At 40.4% G+C, this 23,066-nt stretch carries 23 protein-coding genes; 15 read left to right on the forward strand and 8 right to left on the reverse strand.

Annotation, left to right across the window (positions count from 1 at the left end; genetic code table 11):
• The first annotated feature begins 5 nt into the window (after nucleotides 1-5).
• Together glpK and glpD are read left to right on the forward strand one after the other, a co-directional pair.
• Nucleotides 6-1,505 (forward strand): glycerol kinase GlpK, encoded by a 1,500-nt coding sequence (gene glpK / locus I6E85_RS06220; RefSeq protein WP_197193183.1) that lies wholly within the window; start codon nucleotides 6-8, stop codon nucleotides 1,503-1,505.
• Nucleotides 1,506-1,716: 211 nt separating this feature from the next.
• Complete coding sequence (glpD, locus tag I6E85_RS06225; protein ID WP_101164419.1) at nucleotides 1,717-3,222, forward strand: glycerol-3-phosphate dehydrogenase; 1,506 nt, start codon at nucleotides 1,717-1,719, stop codon at nucleotides 3,220-3,222.
• 61 nt (nucleotides 3,223-3,283) lie between these two features.
• On the opposite strand, the gene I6E85_RS06230 is transcribed toward glpD, so the two are convergent.
• The gene (locus I6E85_RS06230) at nucleotides 3,284-4,252 is read right to left on the reverse strand and encodes a 2-dehydro-3-deoxygalactonokinase (protein ID WP_024589568.1); all 969 of its coding nucleotides are present in this window, start codon (nucleotides 4,250-4,252) and stop codon (nucleotides 3,284-3,286) included.
• A 3-nt stretch (nucleotides 4,253-4,255) separates the two neighbouring features.
• Nucleotides 4,256-5,014, reverse strand: coding sequence for an SDR family NAD(P)-dependent oxidoreductase (locus I6E85_RS06235; protein ID WP_002958845.1), 759 nt, complete (start codon nucleotides 5,012-5,014; stop codon nucleotides 4,256-4,258).
• A 199-nt stretch (nucleotides 5,015-5,213) separates the two neighbouring features.
• Here I6E85_RS06235 and I6E85_RS06240 point away from each other — a divergent pair, with 199 nt between their 5' ends.
• Nucleotides 5,214-5,915 carry a FadR/GntR family transcriptional regulator gene (locus tag I6E85_RS06240; protein ID WP_007580047.1) on the forward strand — a complete coding sequence of 234 codons (702 nt, stop codon included), beginning with the start codon at nucleotides 5,214-5,216 and terminating at the stop codon, nucleotides 5,913-5,915.
• A gap of 256 nt (nucleotides 5,916-6,171) precedes the next feature.
• Here I6E85_RS06240 and accC read toward each other — a convergent pair whose 3' ends face one another.
• The 5 genes from accC to cutA all read right to left on the reverse strand — a co-directional run bounded on the left by accC (nucleotide 6,172) and on the right by cutA (nucleotide 10,868).
• Nucleotides 6,172-7,512 carry an acetyl-CoA carboxylase biotin carboxylase subunit gene (accC, locus tag I6E85_RS06245; RefSeq protein ID WP_007580045.1) on the reverse strand — a complete coding sequence of 447 codons (1,341 nt, stop codon included), beginning with the start codon at nucleotides 7,510-7,512 and terminating at the stop codon, nucleotides 6,172-6,174.
• 26 nt (nucleotides 7,513-7,538) lie between these two features.
• Nucleotides 7,539-7,994, reverse strand: a complete 456-nt coding sequence (accB, locus tag I6E85_RS06250; RefSeq protein WP_024589567.1) for an acetyl-CoA carboxylase biotin carboxyl carrier protein — start codon at nucleotides 7,992-7,994, stop codon at nucleotides 7,539-7,541.
• Nucleotides 7,995-8,031: 37 nt separating this feature from the next.
• A complete protein-coding gene (gene aroQ / locus I6E85_RS06255) occupies nucleotides 8,032-8,484 on the reverse strand; it encodes a type II 3-dehydroquinate dehydratase (RefSeq protein ID WP_007580040.1) in 453 nt (150 codons plus the stop codon).
• 228 nt (nucleotides 8,485-8,712) lie between these two features.
• Nucleotides 8,713-10,548, reverse strand: a complete 1,836-nt coding sequence (locus I6E85_RS06260) for a protein-disulfide reductase DsbD (protein ID WP_197236723.1) — start codon at nucleotides 10,546-10,548, stop codon at nucleotides 8,713-8,715.
• Nucleotides 10,548-10,868 (reverse strand): divalent-cation tolerance protein CutA, encoded by a 321-nt coding sequence (cutA, locus tag I6E85_RS06265; protein WP_007580036.1) that lies wholly within the window; start codon nucleotides 10,866-10,868, stop codon nucleotides 10,548-10,550. Before cutA ends, I6E85_RS06260 begins: the two co-directional genes overlap by 1 nt.
• A gap of 178 nt (nucleotides 10,869-11,046) precedes the next feature.
• Here cutA and I6E85_RS06270 point away from each other — a divergent pair, with 178 nt between their 5' ends.
• From I6E85_RS06270 to I6E85_RS06300, 7 genes are all read left to right on the forward strand, one after another.
• Nucleotides 11,047-11,523 (forward strand): FxsA family protein, encoded by a 477-nt coding sequence (locus I6E85_RS06270; protein ID WP_024589565.1) that lies wholly within the window; start codon nucleotides 11,047-11,049, stop codon nucleotides 11,521-11,523.
• Nucleotides 11,524-11,633: 110 nt separating this feature from the next.
• Nucleotides 11,634-11,921: a co-chaperone GroES gene (locus I6E85_RS06275; RefSeq protein ID WP_007580032.1), complete on the forward strand. Its 288-nt coding sequence runs from the start codon at nucleotides 11,634-11,636 to the stop codon at nucleotides 11,919-11,921.
• 48 nt (nucleotides 11,922-11,969) lie between these two features.
• Nucleotides 11,970-13,616 carry a chaperonin GroEL gene (gene groL / locus I6E85_RS06280; RefSeq protein WP_024589564.1) on the forward strand — a complete coding sequence of 549 codons (1,647 nt, stop codon included), beginning with the start codon at nucleotides 11,970-11,972 and terminating at the stop codon, nucleotides 13,614-13,616.
• A gap of 193 nt (nucleotides 13,617-13,809) precedes the next feature.
• Entirely contained in the window at nucleotides 13,810-14,223 is a 414-nt protein-coding gene (rnk, locus tag I6E85_RS06285; protein ID WP_010555031.1) for a nucleoside diphosphate kinase regulator, read from the forward strand.
• A 257-nt stretch (nucleotides 14,224-14,480) separates the two neighbouring features.
• Complete coding sequence (locus I6E85_RS06290; RefSeq protein WP_007375928.1) at nucleotides 14,481-14,645, forward strand: hypothetical protein; 165 nt, start codon at nucleotides 14,481-14,483, stop codon at nucleotides 14,643-14,645.
• 92 nt (nucleotides 14,646-14,737) lie between these two features.
• Nucleotides 14,738-15,172 carry a VOC family protein gene (locus I6E85_RS06295; RefSeq protein WP_024607667.1) on the forward strand — a complete coding sequence of 145 codons (435 nt, stop codon included), beginning with the start codon at nucleotides 14,738-14,740 and terminating at the stop codon, nucleotides 15,170-15,172.
• A 6-nt stretch (nucleotides 15,173-15,178) separates the two neighbouring features.
• Nucleotides 15,179-15,616 (forward strand): hypothetical protein, encoded by a 438-nt coding sequence (locus tag I6E85_RS06300; RefSeq protein WP_024589561.1) that lies wholly within the window; start codon nucleotides 15,179-15,181, stop codon nucleotides 15,614-15,616.
• A 13-nt stretch (nucleotides 15,617-15,629) separates the two neighbouring features.
• On the opposite strand, the gene I6E85_RS06305 is transcribed toward I6E85_RS06300, so the two are convergent.
• Entirely contained in the window at nucleotides 15,630-17,105 is a 1,476-nt protein-coding gene (locus tag I6E85_RS06305; RefSeq protein ID WP_024589560.1) for an NAD(P)H-hydrate dehydratase, read from the reverse strand.
• Nucleotides 17,106-17,354: 249 nt separating this feature from the next.
• Here I6E85_RS06305 and gmk point away from each other — a divergent pair, with 249 nt between their 5' ends.
• The 5 genes from gmk (at nucleotide 17,355) to I6E85_RS06330 (ending at nucleotide 23,034) form a co-directional block, all read left to right on the forward strand.
• Entirely contained in the window at nucleotides 17,355-17,975 is a 621-nt protein-coding gene (gene gmk, locus I6E85_RS06310) for a guanylate kinase (protein ID WP_024589559.1), read from the forward strand.
• 125 nt (nucleotides 17,976-18,100) lie between these two features.
• Nucleotides 18,101-18,376, forward strand: a complete 276-nt coding sequence (gene rpoZ / locus I6E85_RS06315) for a DNA-directed RNA polymerase subunit omega (RefSeq protein WP_007378835.1) — start codon at nucleotides 18,101-18,103, stop codon at nucleotides 18,374-18,376.
• A gap of 388 nt (nucleotides 18,377-18,764) precedes the next feature.
• Nucleotides 18,765-20,870, forward strand: a complete 2,106-nt coding sequence (gene spoT / locus I6E85_RS06320) for a bifunctional GTP diphosphokinase/guanosine-3',5'-bis pyrophosphate 3'-pyrophosphohydrolase (RefSeq protein WP_007580016.1) — start codon at nucleotides 18,765-18,767, stop codon at nucleotides 20,868-20,870.
• Nucleotides 20,871-20,882: 12 nt separating this feature from the next.
• Nucleotides 20,883-21,275, forward strand: a complete 393-nt coding sequence (locus I6E85_RS06325) for a RidA family protein (protein ID WP_007580015.1) — start codon at nucleotides 20,883-20,885, stop codon at nucleotides 21,273-21,275.
• A gap of 151 nt (nucleotides 21,276-21,426) precedes the next feature.
• Nucleotides 21,427-23,034 carry a DUF342 domain-containing protein gene (locus I6E85_RS06330; RefSeq protein WP_197236724.1) on the forward strand — a complete coding sequence of 536 codons (1,608 nt, stop codon included), beginning with the start codon at nucleotides 21,427-21,429 and terminating at the stop codon, nucleotides 23,032-23,034.
• The last annotated feature ends 32 nt before the right edge of the window (nucleotides 23,035-23,066 follow it).

The raw sequence follows: 23,066 nt of genomic DNA on the forward strand, positions 1-23,066 counted from the left end.
TAATTATGTCCAAATACATACTCTCAATTGATCAAGGAACCACAAGCTCTCGGGCCATCTTGTTTACAAAAGATGCAGACGTTTTTGGTACAGCACAACAAGAATTTTCGCAGCATTTTCCACAAAATGGTTGGGTAGAACACGACCCTAACGATATTTGGCAAACAGTGCTTAGCACTAGTCGCGAAGTGTTAACTAAAAACGATGTAAAGCCTGAAGAAATTATTGCCATTGGTATCACCAACCAGCGCGAAACCACTTTAGTATGGAACAAAAAAACAGGCAAAACTATTTATAACGCAATTGTTTGGCAAGACCGTCGCACTAGTGACTATTGCGAAAGCCTAACAACTGATGAGCTTTGCCAAACTATAAGCGAAAAAACAGGCTTATTGCTCGACCCTTATTTTTCGGCCACTAAAATTCGTTGGATTTTAGATAACGTTGAAGGCGCACGCGAACAAGCCCTTGCAGGTGAGCTCGCCTTCGGTACAGTTGACACTTACCTACTTTGGCAGCTAACAGGCGGCAAAGAGCACCGCACCGATGCAACCAATGCATCACGCACCATGTTATTTAATATTCACACCCAGCAGTGGGATCAAGAGCTCCTAGAGTTATTCGATATTCCAGAATCTATGCTGCCAGAAGTAATGGATTCAGCTGACGAGTTTGGCTCAACCAGTGCTGACATTTTTGGCGCGCCAATTCGTGTTTGTGGTATTGCAGGCGATCAGCAGGCCGCGCTTGTTGGCCACGCATGTTTTGAACAAGGCATGGCTAAAAGTACATATGGTACTGGCTGTTTTTTAATGCTTAACACTGGCGAAAAAGCACTGACCTCAGAAAACCGCTTATTGACCACTGTTGCTTATAGATTAAACGGCAAGCCAACTTACGCCATTGAAGGCAGTATATTTATGGCTGGCGCAACTATGCAGTGGATTGTTGAAGGCTTAAAGCTACTTAGCCATGCTGGCGAAAGTGAGTCGATGGTTAAAGATGTACCGCTCGATCATGGTGTATTTTTAGTGCCTTCGTTTACGGGGTTAGGCGCTCCTTATTGGGACCCTAATGCACGTGGCGCTATTTTAGGGCTAACACGCGATTCGGGTATTAGCACCATAGTTGCTGCAGCGCTGCAATCAGTTGGTTACCAGACCAAAGATTTACAAAAAGCGATGGAGCGTGATGGTCTTCGCCCAAGTGTGCTTCGTGTAGATGGCGGTATGGTAAAAAATAATTGGGTTATGACCTTCTTATCAAACATTTTAGGTGCAACAGTAGAGCGCCCAACTGTGACCGAAACGACCTCTTTAGGCGTAGCATATTTAGCTGGCTTACAAACAGGTGTGTACGAGTCAACTGAGCAGTTATCTAAAATGTGGACATGCGACCGTCGTTTTGAGCCAACCATGAGTGCCGACGAGCGTAACGATCTATACGCAAAATGGCAGCACTGCGTAGCTCAAGTATGCTTAACGAATAAAAATTGCCCGCAGTAAATACTAAATGGTTAAGGTCAATACTTTAACCACTTTGCTTTTTTAACTTAGCTAAATGCTAGATTTAAAAGGCATGCTTTACTGCTCCAAATTGAAAATGGATTGGCGTCAAAATTAACGAATAAAAAACTGGGTTTTCTATTGTCAAATGAAAACAGCAGCTTTATGATGCTTATGTCTTATTTATATTACAAATAAAAAGGTTAGCTCGGTGGAATTAGCAGATAACGAATATGACTTACTAGTCATCGGTGGCGGTGTAAACGGCACTGGAATAGCAGCTGATGCAGCAGGCAGAGGATTAAAAGTACTCTTGTGCGAACAATCAGACCTTGCCTGTGCAACATCTTCAAATAGTTCTAAGCTGATCCACGGTGGTCTACGCTACCTTGAGCATTACGAATTTAGATTAGTAAAAGAAGCCCTAGCAGAGCGAGAAGTGCTACTTAAGAACGCACCCCATATTATGTGGCCACTTACTTTTAGATTGCCGCATCAAAAGCATTTACGCCCTGCATGGATGATTCGCATTGGTTTGTTTATGTATGACAACCTAGCGAAACGCGAAACACTAGCGGGTTCTCGAAGCATTAAATTTGGCGAAAATAGCGTTTTAGAACCCTCTATTACCAAAGGGTTTGAATACTCTGATGGCTGGGTTGACGATTCTCGCTTAGTCGTTTTAAACGCCCTTGCGGCGCAGGAAAAAGGCGCCGTTATTACCACACAAACTAAGTGTGTAAATGCTAAACGTGAGCACGGTAAATGGCAGGTAACGCTTGAACAACAAAAGAGTAAAGCTAAATACAGCATTTCAGCCAAAGGTATCGTTAATGCTGCAGGCCCGTGGGTTGCTAAGTTATTTGATGAAGCCCTAACAGAAAAATCGCCACAAAATATTCGCCTTGTAAAAGGTAGCCACATTGTAGTGCCTCGCATTCACGATGAGAAACAAGCTTATATTTTACAAAATAAAGATCAGCGTATTGTGTTTGTTATTCCGTTTGAAGATGACTTCTCACTTATTGGCACAACCGATGTAGAACACAAAGGTGAAGCACAAGACGTTAAAATTAGTGATGAAGAAATTGATTACTTAATTGATATTACTAATACCTACTTTAAACAACCGATTAAACGCGAAGACATAGTACATACCTTTTCAGGTGTACGCCCATTACTTGATGACGAATCAGTTAATGCGCAAGCCGTTACACGCGATTATAAATTAGAGCTTTCGAGTGATGCTAAACAAACACCTCTACTGAGTGTGTTTGGTGGAAAAATTACAACTTATCGCAAACTTGCCGAAGCTGCGGTTAATAAGCTTGAAGACTTTTACCCACAAATGAGCAAAGCATGGACCAAGCATAGTTCGCTCCCTGGTGGCGATTTTAGCTCTGTAGAAGCACTTAAATCAGAGCTAAAAGCAAAATATGAATGGTTACCTGAAATAACACTTAAACGCTTTGTACGCACTTATGGTACTCGTGCTAAAAATATATTAGGCAGTGCAACTGGGTTGAGTGATTTAGGCCAAGATTTTGGCCATGGTTTATTTGCAGCAGAAGTAGATTACTTGCTAAATGAAGAGTGGGCAGAAAACGCATACAATATTTTATGGCGCCGCAGCAAATTAGGACTACGTTTTAATGAGGCACAAGTTGCTGCGCTTAATGATTATATTGAGCAAAGCAAAGCGGCTAAAATTGCTTAATAACCGCTAAAGTAATTGGCTGTTATAGTCCTAAAAAATTCCCGTGCAACCCCTTTATAATTTAATTATTATAGAGGGGTTTATTTTTTGACTCTAAATTAAATAAGTAATTAAAGCCGCTTAGCGTGGCTGTTTTAATATCAAACTCAACACACTTAACACCAATTTGTTTAAGCGCTGTGGTAAAACACTTATTAAGCTGCTTTGTGCCAATCACCACTACTTGTGTATCACTCAATAATTGCCACTCGCTTGCATGGCGAGCTGCTCGTACATCGCTGCCAATTAATACACCCGACAAATAAGCTTTGGCTTGTACTGGCGTTAACTCTTTTGAAAGCTGGCGTGTACGCACACTAAAAATACCATGAGCCAAGTTACCGCTATCACTACCTAAAGTTAGCTCACAGCCTTGCTCAAATGCTTTAAAATCAAACTCACCTTCTGCGCAGTCATTAGGAATTAAAACACTTTGATGACATAACAAATCGTATAACTCGCCGGTCATGGCTGTTTTAAAGCAAATGATTTCGCCGTTATTTATAAGCACCCATTTGGTATGTGTGCCAGGCAAACATAATAATATTTTACCTTGTTGATATTCTGGATTTTGCTTTAAAAACCCTAAAATTTGCAGCTCTTCGCCGCGCATTACATCAAACAAGCCGTTTTGCAGCGTACACTTTGTGCCAGGTAACGCTTTAATAATATGTCCATCGCAATCAAAGCTAACCGCAGCATTAAGTAGCCCTTCGGGATTAATTGGGCATTCTAAATATGGCGTTTCGTGCCAGCCGATGCTTGAGGTAATTTGCCCTGCAATATATATAGGTAAACTGCCATATTCTTGCTTCCACACCGAAATCGTGTCGATTAGGGTTTGCTCAAAATTTTGATTCGCCTTAACAACGCCAGGGCCATCACGTTGTGCTAATAATTTAAGTGTTGATTGCGCTTGTACTTCGCACAAATAAGCACGTAAATGGCTCGTGCCCCAGTCAACAGCAATAAAAAGAGATGAATTAGCCAAGCTTTAAAGCCTCCCACCGTCAATTTTAATACTTTGCCCGGTGATCATACTGCTTTCATCGGCGGCTAAAAAGAGTGCCAAATTAGCAACATCTTCAGGAGTTACTAATTTTTTAAGTGCCATGGCTTCCATCCACTTAACTTGCTCTTCTTCGGTAAACCAGCTTGCTAGTTGACGGTCGGTAGCCACCCACCCTGGCAAAATAGCGTTAACGCGAATACCAAACTCGCCGTAATCGCGAGCCAATGCCTTAGTCATACCAATTAGCCCTGCTTTTGCGGTTACATAGCCTGCCATTTGTGGCTGGCCCATAATCGCGTTAATAGAGCTAAAATTAATGATACTGCCGGCTCCATCGCCTTTCATAAAAGACATAGCAACTTGAGAGGCAAAAAATGCAGGGTTTAAGTTTATTTGTAAGCACTGATCCCAGTCTTGCACTGTAACGTCTTCGCTCGCTTGGCGGCGGTCGTTCGCTACATTATTGACTAGTACATTAATGGCACCAAAAGCGGCGCATGCATCCACAAGTGATTGCTGAAGTGCATGAGAGTCAGTTACATCAACTTGCCTATACCATAGTTTTGCATTGGGTAAATCACGAATAAGCGATTGCGCTGCCTTATCATCAATATCTATAAATGCTACTTTTGCATTTTGGTTTACAAAGGACTTAACCATTGCTCTGCCAATGCCTGATGCACCACCAGTAATAAAAATAACTTTACCAGAAAGACTATGATATTGAGCTAGGGTGTTCAAATTCAACTCTCCATACAGCGCATTTTCAATTTTATTTAAACTCTTTATAAACTTACATTTACAGTATAAAGAGCCAAACTAAGTTGTTATTGCTGTGCTAAAATATTTAACTAATTAAAAGTTTATATCATATCCTTAAGTACATTAATATGATATATGATATATAATAAAGCAATATATCAACTCGGAATCCTGCGCAATGAAAAGCCAACCCCGTCAAAATTTAACACAACAATTAACCCACGATTTGGGTTTTGCTATTGTGCGTGGTGTTTACCCTGTAAGCGAAGGCCTCCCTTCTGAAGCCGATTTATGTATAAAGTATGATGTAAGTCGCAGCGCTACCCGCGAAGCGGTAAAAATGCTCTCTGCTAAAGGATTAATTTCTTCTCGTCCTAAGCAAGGTATTCGTGTATTACCTGAAAGCAGCTGGAACATGTTTGACACAGACGTACTACGTTGGATTTTAAGCAGCAAGCCATCACTTTCATTATTAAAAGAATTTACTCAAGTACGCGTTGCCCTTGAACCACAAGCAGCCGCTCTTGCTGCACTAAATGCAACTGCTGAACAACTCGCTGAAATTGATAACGCCTTAGCCCGTATGGCTGAAGCAGACGAAGGCTTGGACGACCCACTCGAAGCTGATATTGCTTTTCATACCAGCATATTAGTTGCCAGTAACAATCGCTTTTTTGTGCAGTTAACTGAGTTTATTAGTACTGCCCTTAGAGTAAGTATTCGTTATACAAACCACATTAAAGGTGTACCGGGCGCAGACGTTGCTAAGCACGCTGATATTTTAGAAACCATAAAGTCACGCGATCCTGAACGCGCTAAAAAAGCAGTAGAAACAATTTTAGAAGAAGCACTACAGTTAATTGAATCTAAATTAGTTTAATGTTAGTTCAACATATTGTATAAATATTGAGTCCATCGAATTTACTCTTTGCAGTATATTTTATGGACTTTTTTATTGCCTATAAGGCTTTATACCAATCCGCAATAATACTTGATCATTTAATTAAACGAATTGGTATAAATTACAGACATTAAAAAATCCGATATCAGTCTCCTGATATCGGATTTTTAATTATTTAAATCAGATTAATAACTCTGGTTATTAACTGAGATAAAACGCCTTTTACAGGCTAGAATTACAATCCTAATTTCTTCTCAAGGTAGTGGATGTTAGTACCACCATTTTGGAAGTTTTCATCTGCAAGAATTCTCTTATGCAAAGGAGTATTAGTTTTAATTCCGTCAATTACTAGCTCGTTAAGTGCATTGCGTGCGCGAGCAATAGCTACATCACGGTTTTCACCGTAAGTAATTAACTTACCAATCATTGAATCGTAATGTGGTGGAACCGTGTAGTCAGCGTAAATATGGCTGTCCCAACGAATACCTAAACCACCTGCTGGATGGAAACGTGTAATTTTACCCGGTGACGGGATAAACGTTTCAGGATCTTCAGCATTAATACGACACTCAATAGCATGACCACGAATAACAACGTCGTCTTGAGTGAATGATAACGGTTGACCCGCTGCAATTTTTAACTGCTCTTTCACTAAATCGATACCAGTAACCATTTCAGTTACAGGGTGTTCAACCTGAATACGTGTATTCATTTCGATGAAGTAAAACTCGCCGTTTTCGTATAAAAACTCAAACGTACCTGCACCGCGGTATCCAATTTCGATACATGCACGTGTACAGCGCTCGCCAATGAATTTACGCGTTTCAGCAGTAATTCCTGGTGCTGGAGCTTCTTCAACTACTTTTTGGTGACGACGTTGCATAGAACAATCACGTTCACCTAAATGTACTGCATTACCTTGGCCGTCTGCTAATACTTGAACTTCGATGTGGCGTGGGTTTTCAAGGAATTTTTCCATGTAAACCATGCTATTACCAAAGAATTGCTTAGCTTCTTGCTGTGTTAATGCAATTGAATCAATAAGTTCAGATTCGCTGCGAACAACACGCATACCACGACCACCACCGCCACCAGCAGCTTTGATGATTACCGGGTAACCGATACGCTTAGCGATTTGCATGTTGCGTTCTTTATCATCTGATACTGGACCGTCAGAGCCAGGAACACATGGAACGCCGGCTTTACGCATTGCTGCGATAGCAGACACTTTATCACCCATAAGGCGAATAGTGTCGCCACGAGGACCGATAAATACAAAACCACTTTGCTCAACTTGGTCGGCAAAATCAGCATTTTCTGCAAGGAAACCGTAACCAGGATGAATCGCTACAGCATCAGTTATTTCAGCCGCAGCAATTATGCGCGGAATATCTAAATAACTTTCAGTTGCTGATGGTCTACCAATACAGATGGTTTCATCTGCAAGCAATACATGCTTAAGATCGCGATCTGCCGTTGAATGCACAGCAACCGTTTTGATCCCAAGCTCTTTGCAGGCGCGCAATATACGAAGTGCAATTTCACCTCGGTTTGCAATGACTACTTTATCTAACATTAGAGTTGGCCTTTTAGGTTACGCTATTATTCAATGATGAATAGAGGTTGATCAAATTCTATTGGCTCGCCATTTTCAGCTAAGATAGCTCTTACTGTACCGGCTTTATCTGATTCAATTTGGTTCATCATTTTCATAGCTTCGATAATACAAAGTGTATCGCCAACTTTAACTTGCTGACCAACTTCTACATATGCTGGAGCTTCAGGAGACGCAGCAGAGTAAAAAGAACCAACCATTGGTGATTTAACTTGATGACCCGTTGGCTCAGCTGGTGCTGCTTCAACAGCTACAGGAGCCGCTGCAACTGGTGCTGCTGGCGCTGGTGCATATTGCTGTGGAGCAAATTGCGGGTAACCTGGGCCTGCACTCATGTTGTTACGGTTAATACGTACTGATTCTTCACCTTCAGTGATTTCTAGCTCAGCAATACCTGATTCTTCTACTAATTCGATAAGCTTCTTTATCTTGCGAATATCCATTACACGACCCGCCTGTTAGTTTGTGTGTTAATTTAAATTAAATTGCGCTTTGCAACCGGCTCACAGCGGCATTCAATGCTGCGTGATAACCCATTGCGCCTAATCCACATATCACGCCTTGTGCCACATCAGAAAAATACGAATGATGACGAAAGGCTTCACGTGCGTGCACATTACTTAAGTGCACCTCAAAAAACGGAATATCAACACTCAACAGTGCATCACGTAATGCGACGCTAGTATGCGTAAATGCAGCTGGGTTGATAATTATGTAATCAACCGCTTGCCAAGCATCGTGAATTCGTTCGATGAGTGCTTGCTCACTATTACTTTGAAAATGCGTTAACTCAACATCTAGACTATTAGCAGCACTGGTTAGCTCCTCCATAATCTCACTCAGCGTCTGAAAACCGTATTTATCCGGTTCACGTTTACCAAGCATGTTTAAATTTGGACCATTTATAACTAAAAGGTTAAATTTTGCAGCCATAATACGCGATATATCCTATAAGTAATGAGTTAAGCGGTTACTAACTAGTTTTTCACTTTTAAGTAAGCAGAAAAAGCAATGTAGCAACAATTTCTCACGTTAACCAACTATTATAGTGATTTCGACGTAAATAGCAGCAAAATACTGGTCTTATCAGTGTCGTGGGTACAAATATAAGAAGAATTAAGAAGGTGCCACTTAGTCAATTCAAGTGGCACTATTGCACTATTATTGTGCGCTGGCGCGCACAACTGCTAGCTGTTTAGCAAAGTCCTCAGCATTTAAAAAGCCCGTTACGCGCTGCGTACTAAGCTCTTGTCCTTGAGTATTAAAAAACAAAATACTAGGTAAACCAAACACCGTGTACTCTTCCATTAGCTCAATTGTTTTATTATCACTCTCAGTTAAATCAATTTGAATAAGCTGATAGTGGCTAAACTCACTTTGCACTTTGGCATCAGGAAAGGTGTAATGTTCAAACTCTTTACACGCCACACACCAGTCGGCATATAAATCGACCATAACCATTCGACCTTCGTCGTTTGCTTGTGCAACTGCTTCTTTTAGTTCTGCTAAATCAGCAACCTGTTTAAATTCATTATTTTGTGAGCTTACCTGTACTGTTTGTACTTGTACCGGCCAAAGGTAGTTTTTAGTTAACGTAAAGCCTGTAATAACTAATAGAGTTGCAGCAAACCATAATGCAGTTTTTAACTTGCTTTGTGTTTGGCTACTTTGCCAATGATGTAAGTACAGTGCTGTTGCTAATGCAAGCACACCTGCCATTAATAATATAATCTCGGCGCTTACTAGTCGCTCAAGTAATATAAGCGGCACAACGAGCATCACAAAACCAAACAAGGTTTTAACTTGCTCCATCCAACCACCCGCTTTAGGAAGCAATTTACCGCCAGATGTACCAAGTAATAAAAGTGGTAACCCCATACCTAAACTGAGCACGTACAGTGTTAAACCACCTACTAAGTAATCACCACTTTGCGCTACAAATAACAGTGCCGCCGACAGTGGCGCAGTAGTACAAGGTGATGCTATTAAGCCCGAAAGTACACCCATTAAAAATACGCCAACGTAGTTGCCGCCTTTTTGGTTGTTACTTACTTGGGTTAGCTTGCTCATCATACTGCTTGGCAGTTTAATTTCGTACCAACCAAACATCGACATAGCCAATAATACAAATAATAAACTAAAGCTGATTAACACAAATGGATGCTGTAAATACCCCTGCACTTGCCCACCAAGCGCCGCAACAACTAAGCCTAGTGCTGCATAGGTAACTGCCATGCCTTGTATATATACAAACGACAACGCAAACGCTTTTTTAGTTGAAAGGTTTTGCTGACCCGCAATTAAGCTAGACAAAATTGGAAACATTGGGAATACGCATGGCGTAAAAGCAAGGCCTACACCAACAGCAAAAAATATGAGTAAATTAGTTATTAAGCTCTGACTGGCTAATTGCTCAGTAAAAGTCAGTTCTTTTTCGGTGTCATCCGAATTTGTTGTAGGTTCAGTAGTTGGCTCGTTGAGTGCTGCAAATGTACTTTGCGCTGTTGCCGCTTCATCTGTAGCGCTATTTTGATCTACATTTTTAATCTGTGCGCCACTAATTACACTAAGTGGAATGCTAATCACTTCTGGTGGATAACAAAGCCCTGCTTTTGCACAGCCCTGATAGCGAACTTTAACAACCGCTCCCTCAGTGATATTACTTAACTTACTAACAACGCTCGCGGTATTAAAAAAGACTTCTGTTTTACCAAAAAATTCATCTTCAATAATTTCGCCACTACCAGAGTCACCTACTTGGATGTTTGCACCCTTGGCAATGATTTCTATTTTCTTTTTATATAAATAATAGTCTGGTGCTATATCCCAACCTACAAACAAGGTGCTGCCTTGCTGATCAAAGTCAAATACAAACGCTTGGTCTACAGGTAAAAAAGTGTGTTGAGGAGGCCCAAGTAGATCACCAAGCACATTATTAGTCGCAGCCTTTACAGGTACGGTTAATAATGTAACCAACAATAAAAAGAAAAAACGCATTAATTCAGTACCTCGTCCATCCAATTAAAATACGCCAAATTTCCCGTAGAAACTTCTAAAACCTGAATCTCTGGCACTTCGTAGCTATGTAACTCTTTTATTGTTAGAAACACATCGTTCATTTTATCTGATTTCGTTTTTATAAGTAGCTTAGCCTCAGTTGCTTCTGCAACTTCGCCTTCCCACATATAAATAGAGCCCATGTTAGGTAAAATATTTACACAAGCAGCTAGTTTTTTTTCTACCAACGCCCTTGCAAGTGTGCGTGCTTCTGCTTCGTCTTTGCAGGTCGTAAAAATCATTTTAAAATGCGTAGTCATTATGAACCTATACTTATTGGACAGTGTCTATCATCATAGTATCTGATAGCCGATACAATGTGTAGACGCTAAAATATCAGTAAAATGACGATACCTATGCCCTAACCTTGAAAAGAGACCTCGTCACCCTCATTTATATTTCATCAACTCTTTTGAGTGTCATTATTTAGAGAGCGCTATGTTTAGATTTTTATTTGTGTTGTTTATTATCATCCCTATTATCGAAATCGCTTTGCTGATTCAAGTAAGCGACGTGATTGGCGGATTTGCAACAATTGCACTTGTTGTTATTACTGCGATTTTAGGTGCCAAAATGGTTAAAACACAAGGTATGGGTGCGCTGCAAAACGTACAAGCGCAAATGGCGCAAGGGCAAATGCCAGCCAAAGAATTATTTACCGGAATATGCGTTGTAATTGCAGGTGTATTACTCCTTACTCCTGGCATTATGACTGACGTATTTGGGCTACTATTATTAACCCCTGCAATTCGTAACAAATTGGCCGCAGGCCTTGCTAGCCAAGCAACTGTTAGAATGAGCGCTGGCATGCAACAAGGGCCATCGCCGTTTGCTGGGCAGCAACATGCTGAACGAGAGCAAGGGCAAATGGAACAACCAACAACTATTGATGGTGAATATGAGAGAAAAGATTAAAAATTTATCGTTTTTTCTCTTGGAATTTTACACTCTACCCCCATTAATGAATGCAAATTAGAAAAGCTTTTTTCTGTAATGTACAGAAACTGTTAGGAGAACTAAAAAACATGAACATTCGTCCTTTACAAGATCGCGTAATCGTTAAACGTCTAGAAGAAGAAACAAAATCTGCTGGCGGTATTGTATTAACTGGCTCTGCAGCTGAAAAATCAACTCGCGGAGAAGTTGTAGCCGTTGGTAATGGTCGCGTTTTAGAAAACGGTGACGTGAGAGCGTTAGAAGTTAAAGCCGGTGACACTGTGTTATTTGGCTCATATGTTGAAAAAGTTGAAAAGATCGAAGGTCAAGAGTACCTGATCATGCGTGAAGATAATATTTTAGGCATTGTAGGCTAAACCTACTTTTCGTTTATAAACATTTAAGAATTTAGAGGAATTTAAAACATGGCAGCAAAAGAAGTACTTTTTGCAGGTGACGCACGCGCTAAAATGCTAACTGGCGTAAACATCCTGGCAAACGCAGTAAAAGTTACATTAGGTCCTAAAGGCCGTAACGTTGTACTAGATAAATCATTTGGCTCACCAGTTATCACTAAAGATGGTGTATCTGTAGCAAAAGAAATCGAACTTGAAGACAAGTTTGAGAACATGGGCGCACAAATGGTTAAAGAAGTTGCATCTAAAGCAAATGATGCAGCCGGCGATGGTACAACTACCGCTACAGTACTTGCACAGTCTATTGTTAATGAAGGCCTTAAAGCTGTTGCAGCGGGTATGAACCCAATGGATCTTAAGCGCGGCATCGACAAAGCAGTTATTGCTGCTGTTGCAGAGCTTAAAGCGTTATCTGTTCCTTGTTCTGATACTAAAGCAATTGCACAAGTAGGTACTATTTCAGCTAACTCTGATAAAGAGATTGGCGACATCATTGCACAAGCAATGGAAAAAGTAGGCCGTAACAGTGGTGTTATTACTGTAGAAGAAGGTCAATCACTTGAAAACGAACTAGATGTTGTTGAAGGCATGCAGTTTGACCGTGGTTACTTATCTCCTTACTTTATCAACAGCCCAGAAAAAGGCACTGTTGAACTAGATAACCCATTTATTCTACTTGTAGATAAAAAAATATCTAATATCCGCGAATTATTACCAACATTAGAAGCGGTTGCTAAAGCAAGCAAACCACTACTAATCATCGCAGAAGACCTTGAAGGCGAAGCACTAGCTACATTAGTAGTTAATAACATGCGCGGTATTGTTAAAGTATCAGCAGTTAAAGCACCTGGTTTTGGCGACCGTCGTAAAGCAATGCTACAAGATATCGCTGTATTAACTGGCGGTACTGTTATTTCTGAAGAAATCGGCTTAGAGCTTGAAAAAGCAACAGTTGAAGACCTAGGTACAGCTAAGCGCGTAATTATTACTAAAGATGATACAACAATCATTGATGGTGCTGGTGAAGAAGCGGGTATTAGCGGTCGTGTTTCACAAATTAAAGCACAAATCGAAGAAGCAACATCAGACTACGATAAAGAGAAACTACAAGAGCGCATGGCTAAACTAGCTGGCGGTGTTGCAGTAATCAAAGTAGGTGCTGCTACTGAAATGGAAATGAAAGAGAAAAAAGACCGCGTTGAAGATGCATTAAATGCAACTCGTGCAGCGGTTGAAGAAGGCGTAGTACCTGGTGGCGGTGTTGCACTTGTACGTGCAGCTAGCAAGCTGGTTGATTTAGTTGGCGACAACGAAGATCAAAACCACGGTATTAAAGTTGCACTTCGTGCGATGGAAGCACCACTTCGTCAAATCGTAACTAACGCTGGCGAAGAAGCATCAGTTGTAATTAACGCAGTTAAAGGCGGCGAAGGTAACTACGGTTACAACGCAGCAACTGGCGAATACAACGACATGATTGAAATGGGTATCCTAGATCCAACTAAAGTAACACGCTCTGCATTACAGTTTGCAGGGTCTATTGCGGGTCTAATGATCACTACTGAAGCAATGGTAGCTGAAATCCCAAAAGATGAAGCTGGTGGCGCTGATATGGGTGGCATGGGCGGAATGGGTGGTATGGGCGGCATGATGTAATCACCCCCTAAACACCTAGCTCAAATAAAAACCCAGCTTCGGCTGGGTTTTTAGCTATTGGGCACAAATAAAGTAAAAGCCACAGGTGTGGCTAATTAATAAAATGACTTCGCGTATCCCTTTGCTTCTTAAATGCATGCCAAGCCATACTCAGAGTTAATTTTATTTATTAAAAATTATTAAGGATATTAAGATGAATAAAAAACCTGAACTGATCATCTCATCACTCGATGCAGATAGATTGTATGACTTAATGGAATCATTGCCTGCAGGTAGCTTTGCTAATAAAGAAGAATTGGAAGCTGAACTGGCACGAGCTACAATAGTCGAACCTAAAGATATGCCATCGTCAGTTGTAACGATGAACTCAACTGTAAACTTTATTGTTGAGTCTTCTAAAGAAGAATTTACGTTAACCTTGGTGTACCCAAAGAACAGTGACTCTAGCGGCGATAAAATATCGATATTATCACCCGTTGGTAGCGCATTACTTGGGCTAAACCAAGGCGACGAAATTGAGTGGCCTAAACCGAGTGGCGGCTTAATAAAGGTAAAAATAAAAGAAGTAACCTATCAACCAGAACGTGCTGGTGAATTACACAGATAAACACTTTATGCACTTAGTACTAAAAAATCGATTTAAAGTAAACCCAGCCTCGGCTGGGTTTTGCTTTTTATTATAAAGCAGATTGATATTGTTTAATTTATACCCACATCTAAGTTACGTATAACTAAGATTTATATTAAATGGATTTATTAAATAATAACGGAATATTCATCTTCTTTGTTTTTGTTGCCCTTGTGACTGGGTTATTTTCATTCGTAGTTTGGGCTATGCTCAAAATGGTCACGTGGGGTAAAAGTATGTCTAAGGGGGCTTATTTATTTTTGGCATTCTTTCCGCTTATTTCTATTATTCCTATCCCACCGCCTACATACGAAAATGTACAAAAAGCAAAACAAGAACAAAGAAAACGCAAAGAAGACTCAGGTGATCCACCCGATGATGAAGACGAACTCGTAAGTTAATTCATATTACATACTGCGGGCATATACCTGCGTAATCGTTTACTAAATATGATAAAAAGCACATTTATTTAATAGTACGGAGTGAGCTAAACATGACTAACGTTCAACAGCATATCGGCAGCATTGCATTAGTTGTTAAGGACTACGACGATGCCATTGAGTTTTATACTCAAAAGCTTAACTTTGAGTTAGTTGAGGATACTGATTTAGGAGAGGGTAAACGCTGGGTGTTGATTTCACCTCCAAATTCAAACGGGGCTAGTTCAAATGGGACTAATTCGAGCAGGACTAATCTACTGCTTGCTAAAGCCACAACACCCGAACAGATCAGCGCTATTGGTAATCAAACGGGTGGGCGCGTGTTTTTATTTTTGCATACTGATGACTTTTGGCGAGATTATAATTTAATGCTTTTTAAAGGCGTTACATTTAACGAAGAGCCTAGAGTAGAACCCTATGGCACCGTAGCGGTTTTTGAAGACTTGTATGGTACAAAATGGGATTTATTACAGCTTAATAATCAGTGAGATAAAATGCTGTTAAATATAAAAGCAAAATTTTTATTAAGCGCAGGAGTTATTGCATCTGCAGCGGCTGTATGGCATTTACTTTGTATATGGGGTGGCACTAGTTGGTTTATATTTGCTCGCGCCCCAATACAAATAATAGAATCATCACAGCAAGGTACATTCCTTGCGCCTTTAGGTAGTATTGCAATAGCTGGACTCATGTTTGCCTGTACTGCATTTGCCTTATCAGCAATTGGCTTAGTGCGTAACATAGTACTTACTAGAACCGCTTTAACTGCTATTGCAACCTTGTGTATCATACGAAGCTTAATAATTATCCCTGCATTAATACGAGCCGATACGTGGAATATTATAGCGAGCAGTGTTTGGCTTTATGTAGGTGTATGCTTTTTAGTGGGTGCAATAACGTTCCACAATTTAAAGCCGAACACTGATAGTTGAGTGACGCTTAAACTCACGTCACTTTATTAACTAACTCTCTTACAATTGCGAATAAATCACTGGGTAGCATTCCCCTTTGCCCGTCTCGCTCACTTGCAATATCACCGGCTTTAGCATGCAGTGTTACACCATAGCGTGCTGCTTCATCAATAGTTAAACCTTGGGCAAGCAATGCCCCAATAATACCAGTGAGTACATCGCCACTGCCGCCAACGGCCAATGCCGGGTTGCCATCTTCACATACCCACGTGTGCTGGGCATTATCTATTAATGTTCCTGCGCCTTTTAATACACAAGTCGCGTTATAGCGTTTAGCGCAAAGGCGGGCATAATTAAAACGATCAGATTCGATTTCGCTGGTGCTAACACTTAGCAGTCGCGAAGCTTCGCCGGGATGTGGAGTAAGTACGCATTGCTCTAACGTGTATGATGAAGCTTGCTTAGCCAGTAAATTAAGGGCATCTGCATCTATAACCAATGGCATTTTATTGTTTTGGCAATATTGCATTACTTCATCGAATGTTTGTTGTGCCCACTCGTCTTGCCCAAGCCCTGGGCCAATAACAACGCAGCTTGCCCACTCTAGCGCTTGATGTAAGTTATTACTGCTTACCATAAGTTCTGGTCTGCCAATACTAATAGGCGTTATTGAGCTTTCGTGTGTATACACTCTTACCATGCCAGCACCCGTTCTAAGAGCTGCTTCACTACTTAACCTAATTGCACCTGCAGTACCTTGATTGCCACCAACACATAAAAGTTTACCGTGGCTTCCTTTGTGACTATTGATTGCCCGCGTGGCTATTCCTTTAAAGCTATTGATATTAACAAGGGTTCCTGAAGATTGAGCGATACAAGTAAACGCATCGCCAATTGCTAAATCATCAAATACTAACTTACCGCTATATTGTTTACCTGCCGTCGTTGCGAGCCCTTGCTTAATGCCCACAAAAGTAACGGTTGAAGTCGCTTGTACTGCACATCCTAAAGGCTGCCCTGTATTTGCTTCAATACCTGATGGAATATCAATGCTTATTACGGGCTTATCACTGTTATTTACAGCTTTTATTATATTCGCAAAATTATCGCGCACTGCGTTTTTAAGGCCAGTACCAAGGAGCGCATCAATAACTATATCGCACTTATTAAGAGTGTCTTTTGTAAAATGAGAAACCACCCCACCCGCTTCAATCCATAACTGCTGCGCTTTTGCTGCATCACCGGTTAATACTTTATTAGGCTCAGCTGCGCATACTGTTACCTCTTTACCTGATTGCATAATAAGCCTAGCTACAATGTAACCGTCTCCAGCGTTGTTACCATGGCCAACAATAACTAATGTATGCTGTGCATCAAATAACTGCCATTGCTTATATATGGCCTCGCCTGCACGCTGCATTAGGGTAAATAAATCACAATGACTATTTTTAGCAGCTAAAGCTTCACTATCTCTTACTTGTTGTGCGGTAAATAAAGTTTTATTGAGCATGACGGATCCTGTAATAGGTGATACTTCACCTTATCAAATACTTATATCTAGCGGCTAGTTCTGTTAATAATTTTAAACTGCAATTTTATTTAAAGCGTAACTTAGTAAAACACTCCCGAGCCAATTTGGGCATGACCAACATGAGCACGACTAACTTGAGCAAGGTGAGCTAATTAAAGTACAATGCAGTTAATTAAAGGCTTGGCTTACTTGTAACCCAAGCCTGTTTATTTTTAGGTAGATAAAAACATGGCACAAACTCGCGGTAACTTATTTATTTTGTCAGCCCCTTCTGGTGCTGGTAAATCAAGCTTAATCAATGCGTTATTAAAAAAACACGCTGACATGAAAGTATCTGTATCACATACAACTCGCGCCCCTCGCCCAGGTGAAGAAAATGGCGTGCATTATCACTTTGTATCTACAGACGAATTTAAAGCGCTTATTGCCAAAGATGACTTTTTTGAATGGGCTCAAGTATTCGATAATTACTACGGCACATCAAAGCAGGCTATTGAGTCGCAACTTGATGCCGGTATTGATGTGTTTTTAGATATTGATTGGCAAGGCGCTCAGCAAGTGCGCAAAATTATGCCAAGCGTACAAACTATTTTTATTCTACCTCCTTCAAAAGAAGAATTAGAACAACGCTTAAATAACCGTGGCCAAGATTCGGCTGAAATTATTGCCTCTCGTATGGCAAAAGCACAATCTGAAACATCACATTATAACGAATACGACTTTGTAATTGTTAATGATGACTTTGAGAGCGCACTTGCCGACATAGAAATAATTGTAATGGCTCAGCGCTTAACACTAAAAGCGCAAGAAGATCGTCACCAAGTTTTACTAAATAGTCTGCTTAAATAATTTAAGCTTACTTAAATTAGGCTTAGGCAAGTAAAACTGATAAAAATTGAACACTGGCTATTGGCGAAAGTGGCTCCTTGGAGTAAACTACGTCTTTGCTTTTAAATTATTTTTGGAGTGCTGTGATGGCCCGCGTAACAGTTGAAGATGCAGTAGATGCAGTTGGTAATCGTTTTGACTTAATTTTAGTTGCGGCTCGTCGTGCCCGCCAAATTGCTGTTGGTGGTAAAACTCCACTAGTAGACCCTGAAAACGATAAGCCAACGGTAGTTGCTTTACGTGAAATTGAATTAGGTTTAGTTGATAGCGCTTCAATGGACTTAATTGACCGTGAAGAACAACAACACCAAGAAGCAGCAGAATTAGCTGCTGTTGCTGCCATTGTTGGTGGCAACCAATAATCGACCTCCCGGTCTGATTTAGCCAACGGCGCAGTATTTCTACTATAGCCGTTGGCAATCCTTTCATTTCATCGTATATTCGTAGCTTACCTAATTTGCTTCACTAGGGCCTGTTTATCTTTCGAGGTTAAATTTGCAGCAGTATGCTTGGTATTTAGGCAAGGCAGAGCCTATGTAGTGTGGTTATTTCCCATAAATAGGCGATAACGCAGTATAAATGCCAAACATGTGCTGCCCAAAGGGTTCTGCCTAGGGGCAATTTACTCTTTGTTGCTCGATTTTTACTTAGCCCGCTAGGCTAAAAACCTCGCGCCGCGATTAAATCGCCCCTAGATTGAACAAATTTTAATCCTGAAAGGTCAACAGGCCCTAGAACATTGGAGTGTGAATGTATCTTTTTGAAGGTCTTAAAAAGAAAATTTCAGAATACTTGCCCGCTGCTGATGTAGAGCTGGTTCAAAAATCTTACGTGGTAGCCCGAGAGGCCCATGAAGGACAAACTCGCTCAAGTGGCGAACCTTACATAACTCATCCAGTAGAAGTAACCCAAATTCTTGCAGGCATGCATCTTGACCATGAAACGCTCATGGCCGCGCTAATGCATGATGTAATTGAAGATACTGATTTTAGCCAACAAGATTTAGCCGAAATTTTTGGCGAAACTGTGGCAGAACTCGTTGAAGGTGTAAGTAAGCTCGATAAGCTCAGCTTTAAAGATAAAAAAGAATTCCAAGCTGAAAACTACCGCAAAATGATTATGGCAATGACTCAGGATATTCGAGTTATTTTAATCAAGCTTGCTGATAGAACGCACAATATGCGTACTTTAGGGGCACTGCGCCCAGATAAGCGCCGCAGAATAGCACGTGAAACGCTTGAGATTTACGCGCCAATAGCAAACCGCTTAGGTATTCACGATATTAAAAATGAGCTTGAAGACTTAGGTTTTCAAGCTTTATATCCTATGCGTCATCGCGCACTTAAATCTGAAGTAGCTAAAGCACGTGGTAATCGCAAAGAAGTTATCACTAATATCCAACATGAAATAGAAGCACGTCTTGAAGAGTCAGGCATTAAAGCGACTGTGTCAGGCCGTGAGAAACATTTATATAGTATTTATAAAAAAATGCTTAATAAAGAACTGCTATTTAACGAAGTTATGGATATTTACGCGTTTAGAATTGCAGTTGATTCTATGGATACGTGTTATCGCGTATTAGGTGTGGCTCATAGTCTTTATAAGCCTATAGAAACACGCTTTAAAGATTATATTGCTGTACCAAAAACTAATGGTTACCAATCGCTTCATACTTCATTAGTTGGCCCACACGGGATACCTGTTGAGATTCAGATTCGTACTCACGATATGGATCAGATGGCCGACAAAGGTGTAGCGGCGCACTGGATGTATAAAAAATCAGGTGATGGTGCCGGTAATACTTCGCAGCAACGTGCTCGCCAATGGATGCAAAGCTTATTAGAGCTTCAGCAAAGTGCGGGTTCATCGTTTGAATTTATTGAAAACGTAAAAACTGAGCTATTCCCAGAAGAAATTTACGTATTTACACCTGATGGTCGTATTGTTGAGCTACCAATGGGCGCTACCGCAGTCGATTTTGCGTATGCAGTGCATACTGATGTAGGCAACACTTGTGTAGGCGCTCGCGTTAATCGCAAGCCACATCCTTTAAGTCGGCCATTAGATACAGGGCAAACCATAGAGATAATAACAAGCTCAGGTGCCCACCCTAATGCAACATGGCTAAACTTTATTGTTACTGGTAAAGCACGCTTAGGTGTTCGTAATTACCTTAGAAGCCAGCATCATGAAGAGGCTATGCTTTTAGGGCGTCGTTTACTTGATTCGGCATTAGGCGAAAACAAACTAGATAGCATTGCTGATGAAAATATAGCGAGAGTACTTGAAGAGCACGAACTAACTACGCTTCTTGAATTACTTGTAGAAATTGGCTCTGGTAACTTAATGAGTATGTTAATTGCCAAGCGCTTATTGCAAAATGACAATGACGATTTAACTGATATAACAAGCCAAGCTAAAGCGACCATTATTGGTACTGAAGGCATGTTAGTGAATTACTCTAAGTGTTGCCGACCTGTACCAGGCGATGCCATTACAGCTCATATAAGCCAAGGTAAGGGCCTGACCGTTCACCGCCAAGAATGTAAAAATATTCGTGGTTGGGAAAATGAGCGCTCTAAATACTTAGTTGTAAAATGGGACGATAACCCAGAAAAAGAATATATTGCAGCTCTGAGAGTTGAAATTATTAACCATCAAGGCGCGTTAGCTAAGCTAACCAATGTTGTCGCTACAACCCAAGCCAATATTGTCGAAATTGCCACCGATGAAAAAGAAAGTAATTTATACGTGATAGATTTGGGGGTTACCGTTAAAAACCGTATCCACGTTGCTAACATTATGCGCCGCATTCGCGTTATGCCTGATGTACAAAAAGTCTATCGTAAAAAATAAAATAGGAAACACATGAATAAAGCATTTATCTCTACCGACAAAGCACCTGCAGCTATTGGCACTTACAGCCAAGCAGTTAAAGTAGGTACCGCTGTTTATTTATCTGGTCAAATTCCATTAGTTCCAGAAACGATGGAAATGATTTCAGAAGATTTTAGCGAGCAAACGCATCAAGTATTTAAAAATATTGCTGCGGTATGTGAAGAAGCAGGCGGAAAAATTCACGATTTAGTTAAAATCAATATTTACCTAACTGATCTATCTAACTTCGCCACTGTAAATGAAGTGATGAGCCAATACTTTAAACAACCTTACCCAGCGAGAGCTGCATTAGGTGTTCGTGCACTACCAAAAGGTGCACAAGTTGAAATAGACGGAATAATGGAATTACCTTCTACCAATTAAGTATTACAGGCTATAGAGCTTCTCTATAGCCTTTATTTTTCGCTCCGCACTTCGTTTTATCTGACTTCTTGACTCAAATGTAAATTTCTAGCAATCTGTAGTTGTGTTTTAAAAAACAAACTTAACTTAAGTAGTAAAAAAGGATTAACTCGTGTTTAAGCTTGCCAACAATGGAAATGTTTTACTTGATGTAAAAGAACATATTCCTCCCAGCGCTGCATTTATTTTAGAGGCTCTCGAAAAGTCAGCTTTTTGCGACTGTAAAATAGATCATGGCGCTATTAATGATTTTTTTAAAAACGAAAACACACAACAAACTCTCGTTGTAGCAACAAAACACAATGCCACTTTAAATGTAACAATTAGCGACGATAAAATGCTGGCCATTGGCGAGCTAACGATTGCCCAAGGTGGAAAGTTATTAAGTTTAGAAGATGCAAAAAAACAACTCGTTAAAGCAGGCATTGTGCGTGGGTATAAACAAGCTTTTTTAGAACAGCTGCTGCAAAAACAATCTGAACACTCTGCGGGATCTGTAGTTAAAGGGATATTAGCTAAAGGTAGGCTCCCAAGCGATGGTTTAGCCACTAAACTAATAACAACCGTAGAGACTTTAAAAGACCGCTTAAAAGCGCCCAAGCTCAAAGAAGATGGCAGTGTGGACATGCGCGACTTTGGCAAGCTTGCAAGCGTAGAACCTGGCTCTGTGCTTATTCGCCAGCAACCAGCAACCCCCGGTAAAGAAGGCTTTACCGTAATAGGTGACATACTGCCCGCAAAGCCCGGAGAAAATAAACAATTAGTGGCAGGCGAAGGGACTGAAATATCAAAAATGAATCCGCTTGAGTTAGTCTCTACTATTGCTGGTGTTCCGGTTGAAATTAATAATGGTATGCGTGTCGACGATATTTTTACCATTTCAGATGTAAATGTAAAAAGCGGCCATATTGACTTTCAAGGCAGTGTTATTGTTACTCGCAATATAGACCCTGGGATGAAAGTAACTGCCAAAGGCGATATTACTATATTTGGCACGGTTGAATCAGGTGAGCTTACCGCAGGCGGAAACATCACTGTTAAACAAGGCATTATTGGCCATCAAAAAGTGGATAGTAAGTCACTTTCTTGCAAGCTAATTGCGCTAGGTGATATTCATGTATCTCACTCACAGTATTGTTATCTCGATGCAAATAATATTTTTATTGATCGCCAAACAAGCCATTGTGTAATGAAAGCTAAACGCTTACTGCAAGTAGGCCAACCAGACTTACCTAAAGGTAAAATATTTGGTGGTGAAATACTTGATGCAACAACTCTCATTGCTGGCGAAATAGGGAATGAATCAGGTGCTAAAATGATTATTAATTTAGCAGCTTCTGGTGCTGAAATAACAGCGGATACTGATAATTGCTTTAGAGACTTAGCTAAAACAGATGCACAATTAGATACGCTGCAAGCAGCGCTAGAAAAAACTGATTTAGTGAAGGATGCCGAAAAGAAGAAAATATTAATCACTAAAATTGGAGCTACTCAGAAACATTATTGTGAGCAAGCAGAGAAATTAGAAAAACGTCTTTCAAACTTAGATCATGACTTACACGATTTACTTAGCGACGCTAATTTAACGGTGAATTCTGTTTTGCATTCAGGCGTAGAGATTCATATTTTTGATAAAGTACTTAAAACAATCCGCAATTACCCTCCGTGCAACGTTAAACTTTTAAATAATAAAATTGAAATAGAGTTTAAAACACACTAAAAAATTGAGTGCTCTATTGAGCACTCAAATTA

The organism is Pseudoalteromonas sp. NZS71 (assembly GCF_015864715.1).
Lineage (GTDB): Bacteria > Pseudomonadota > Gammaproteobacteria > Enterobacterales > Alteromonadaceae > Pseudoalteromonas > Pseudoalteromonas arctica.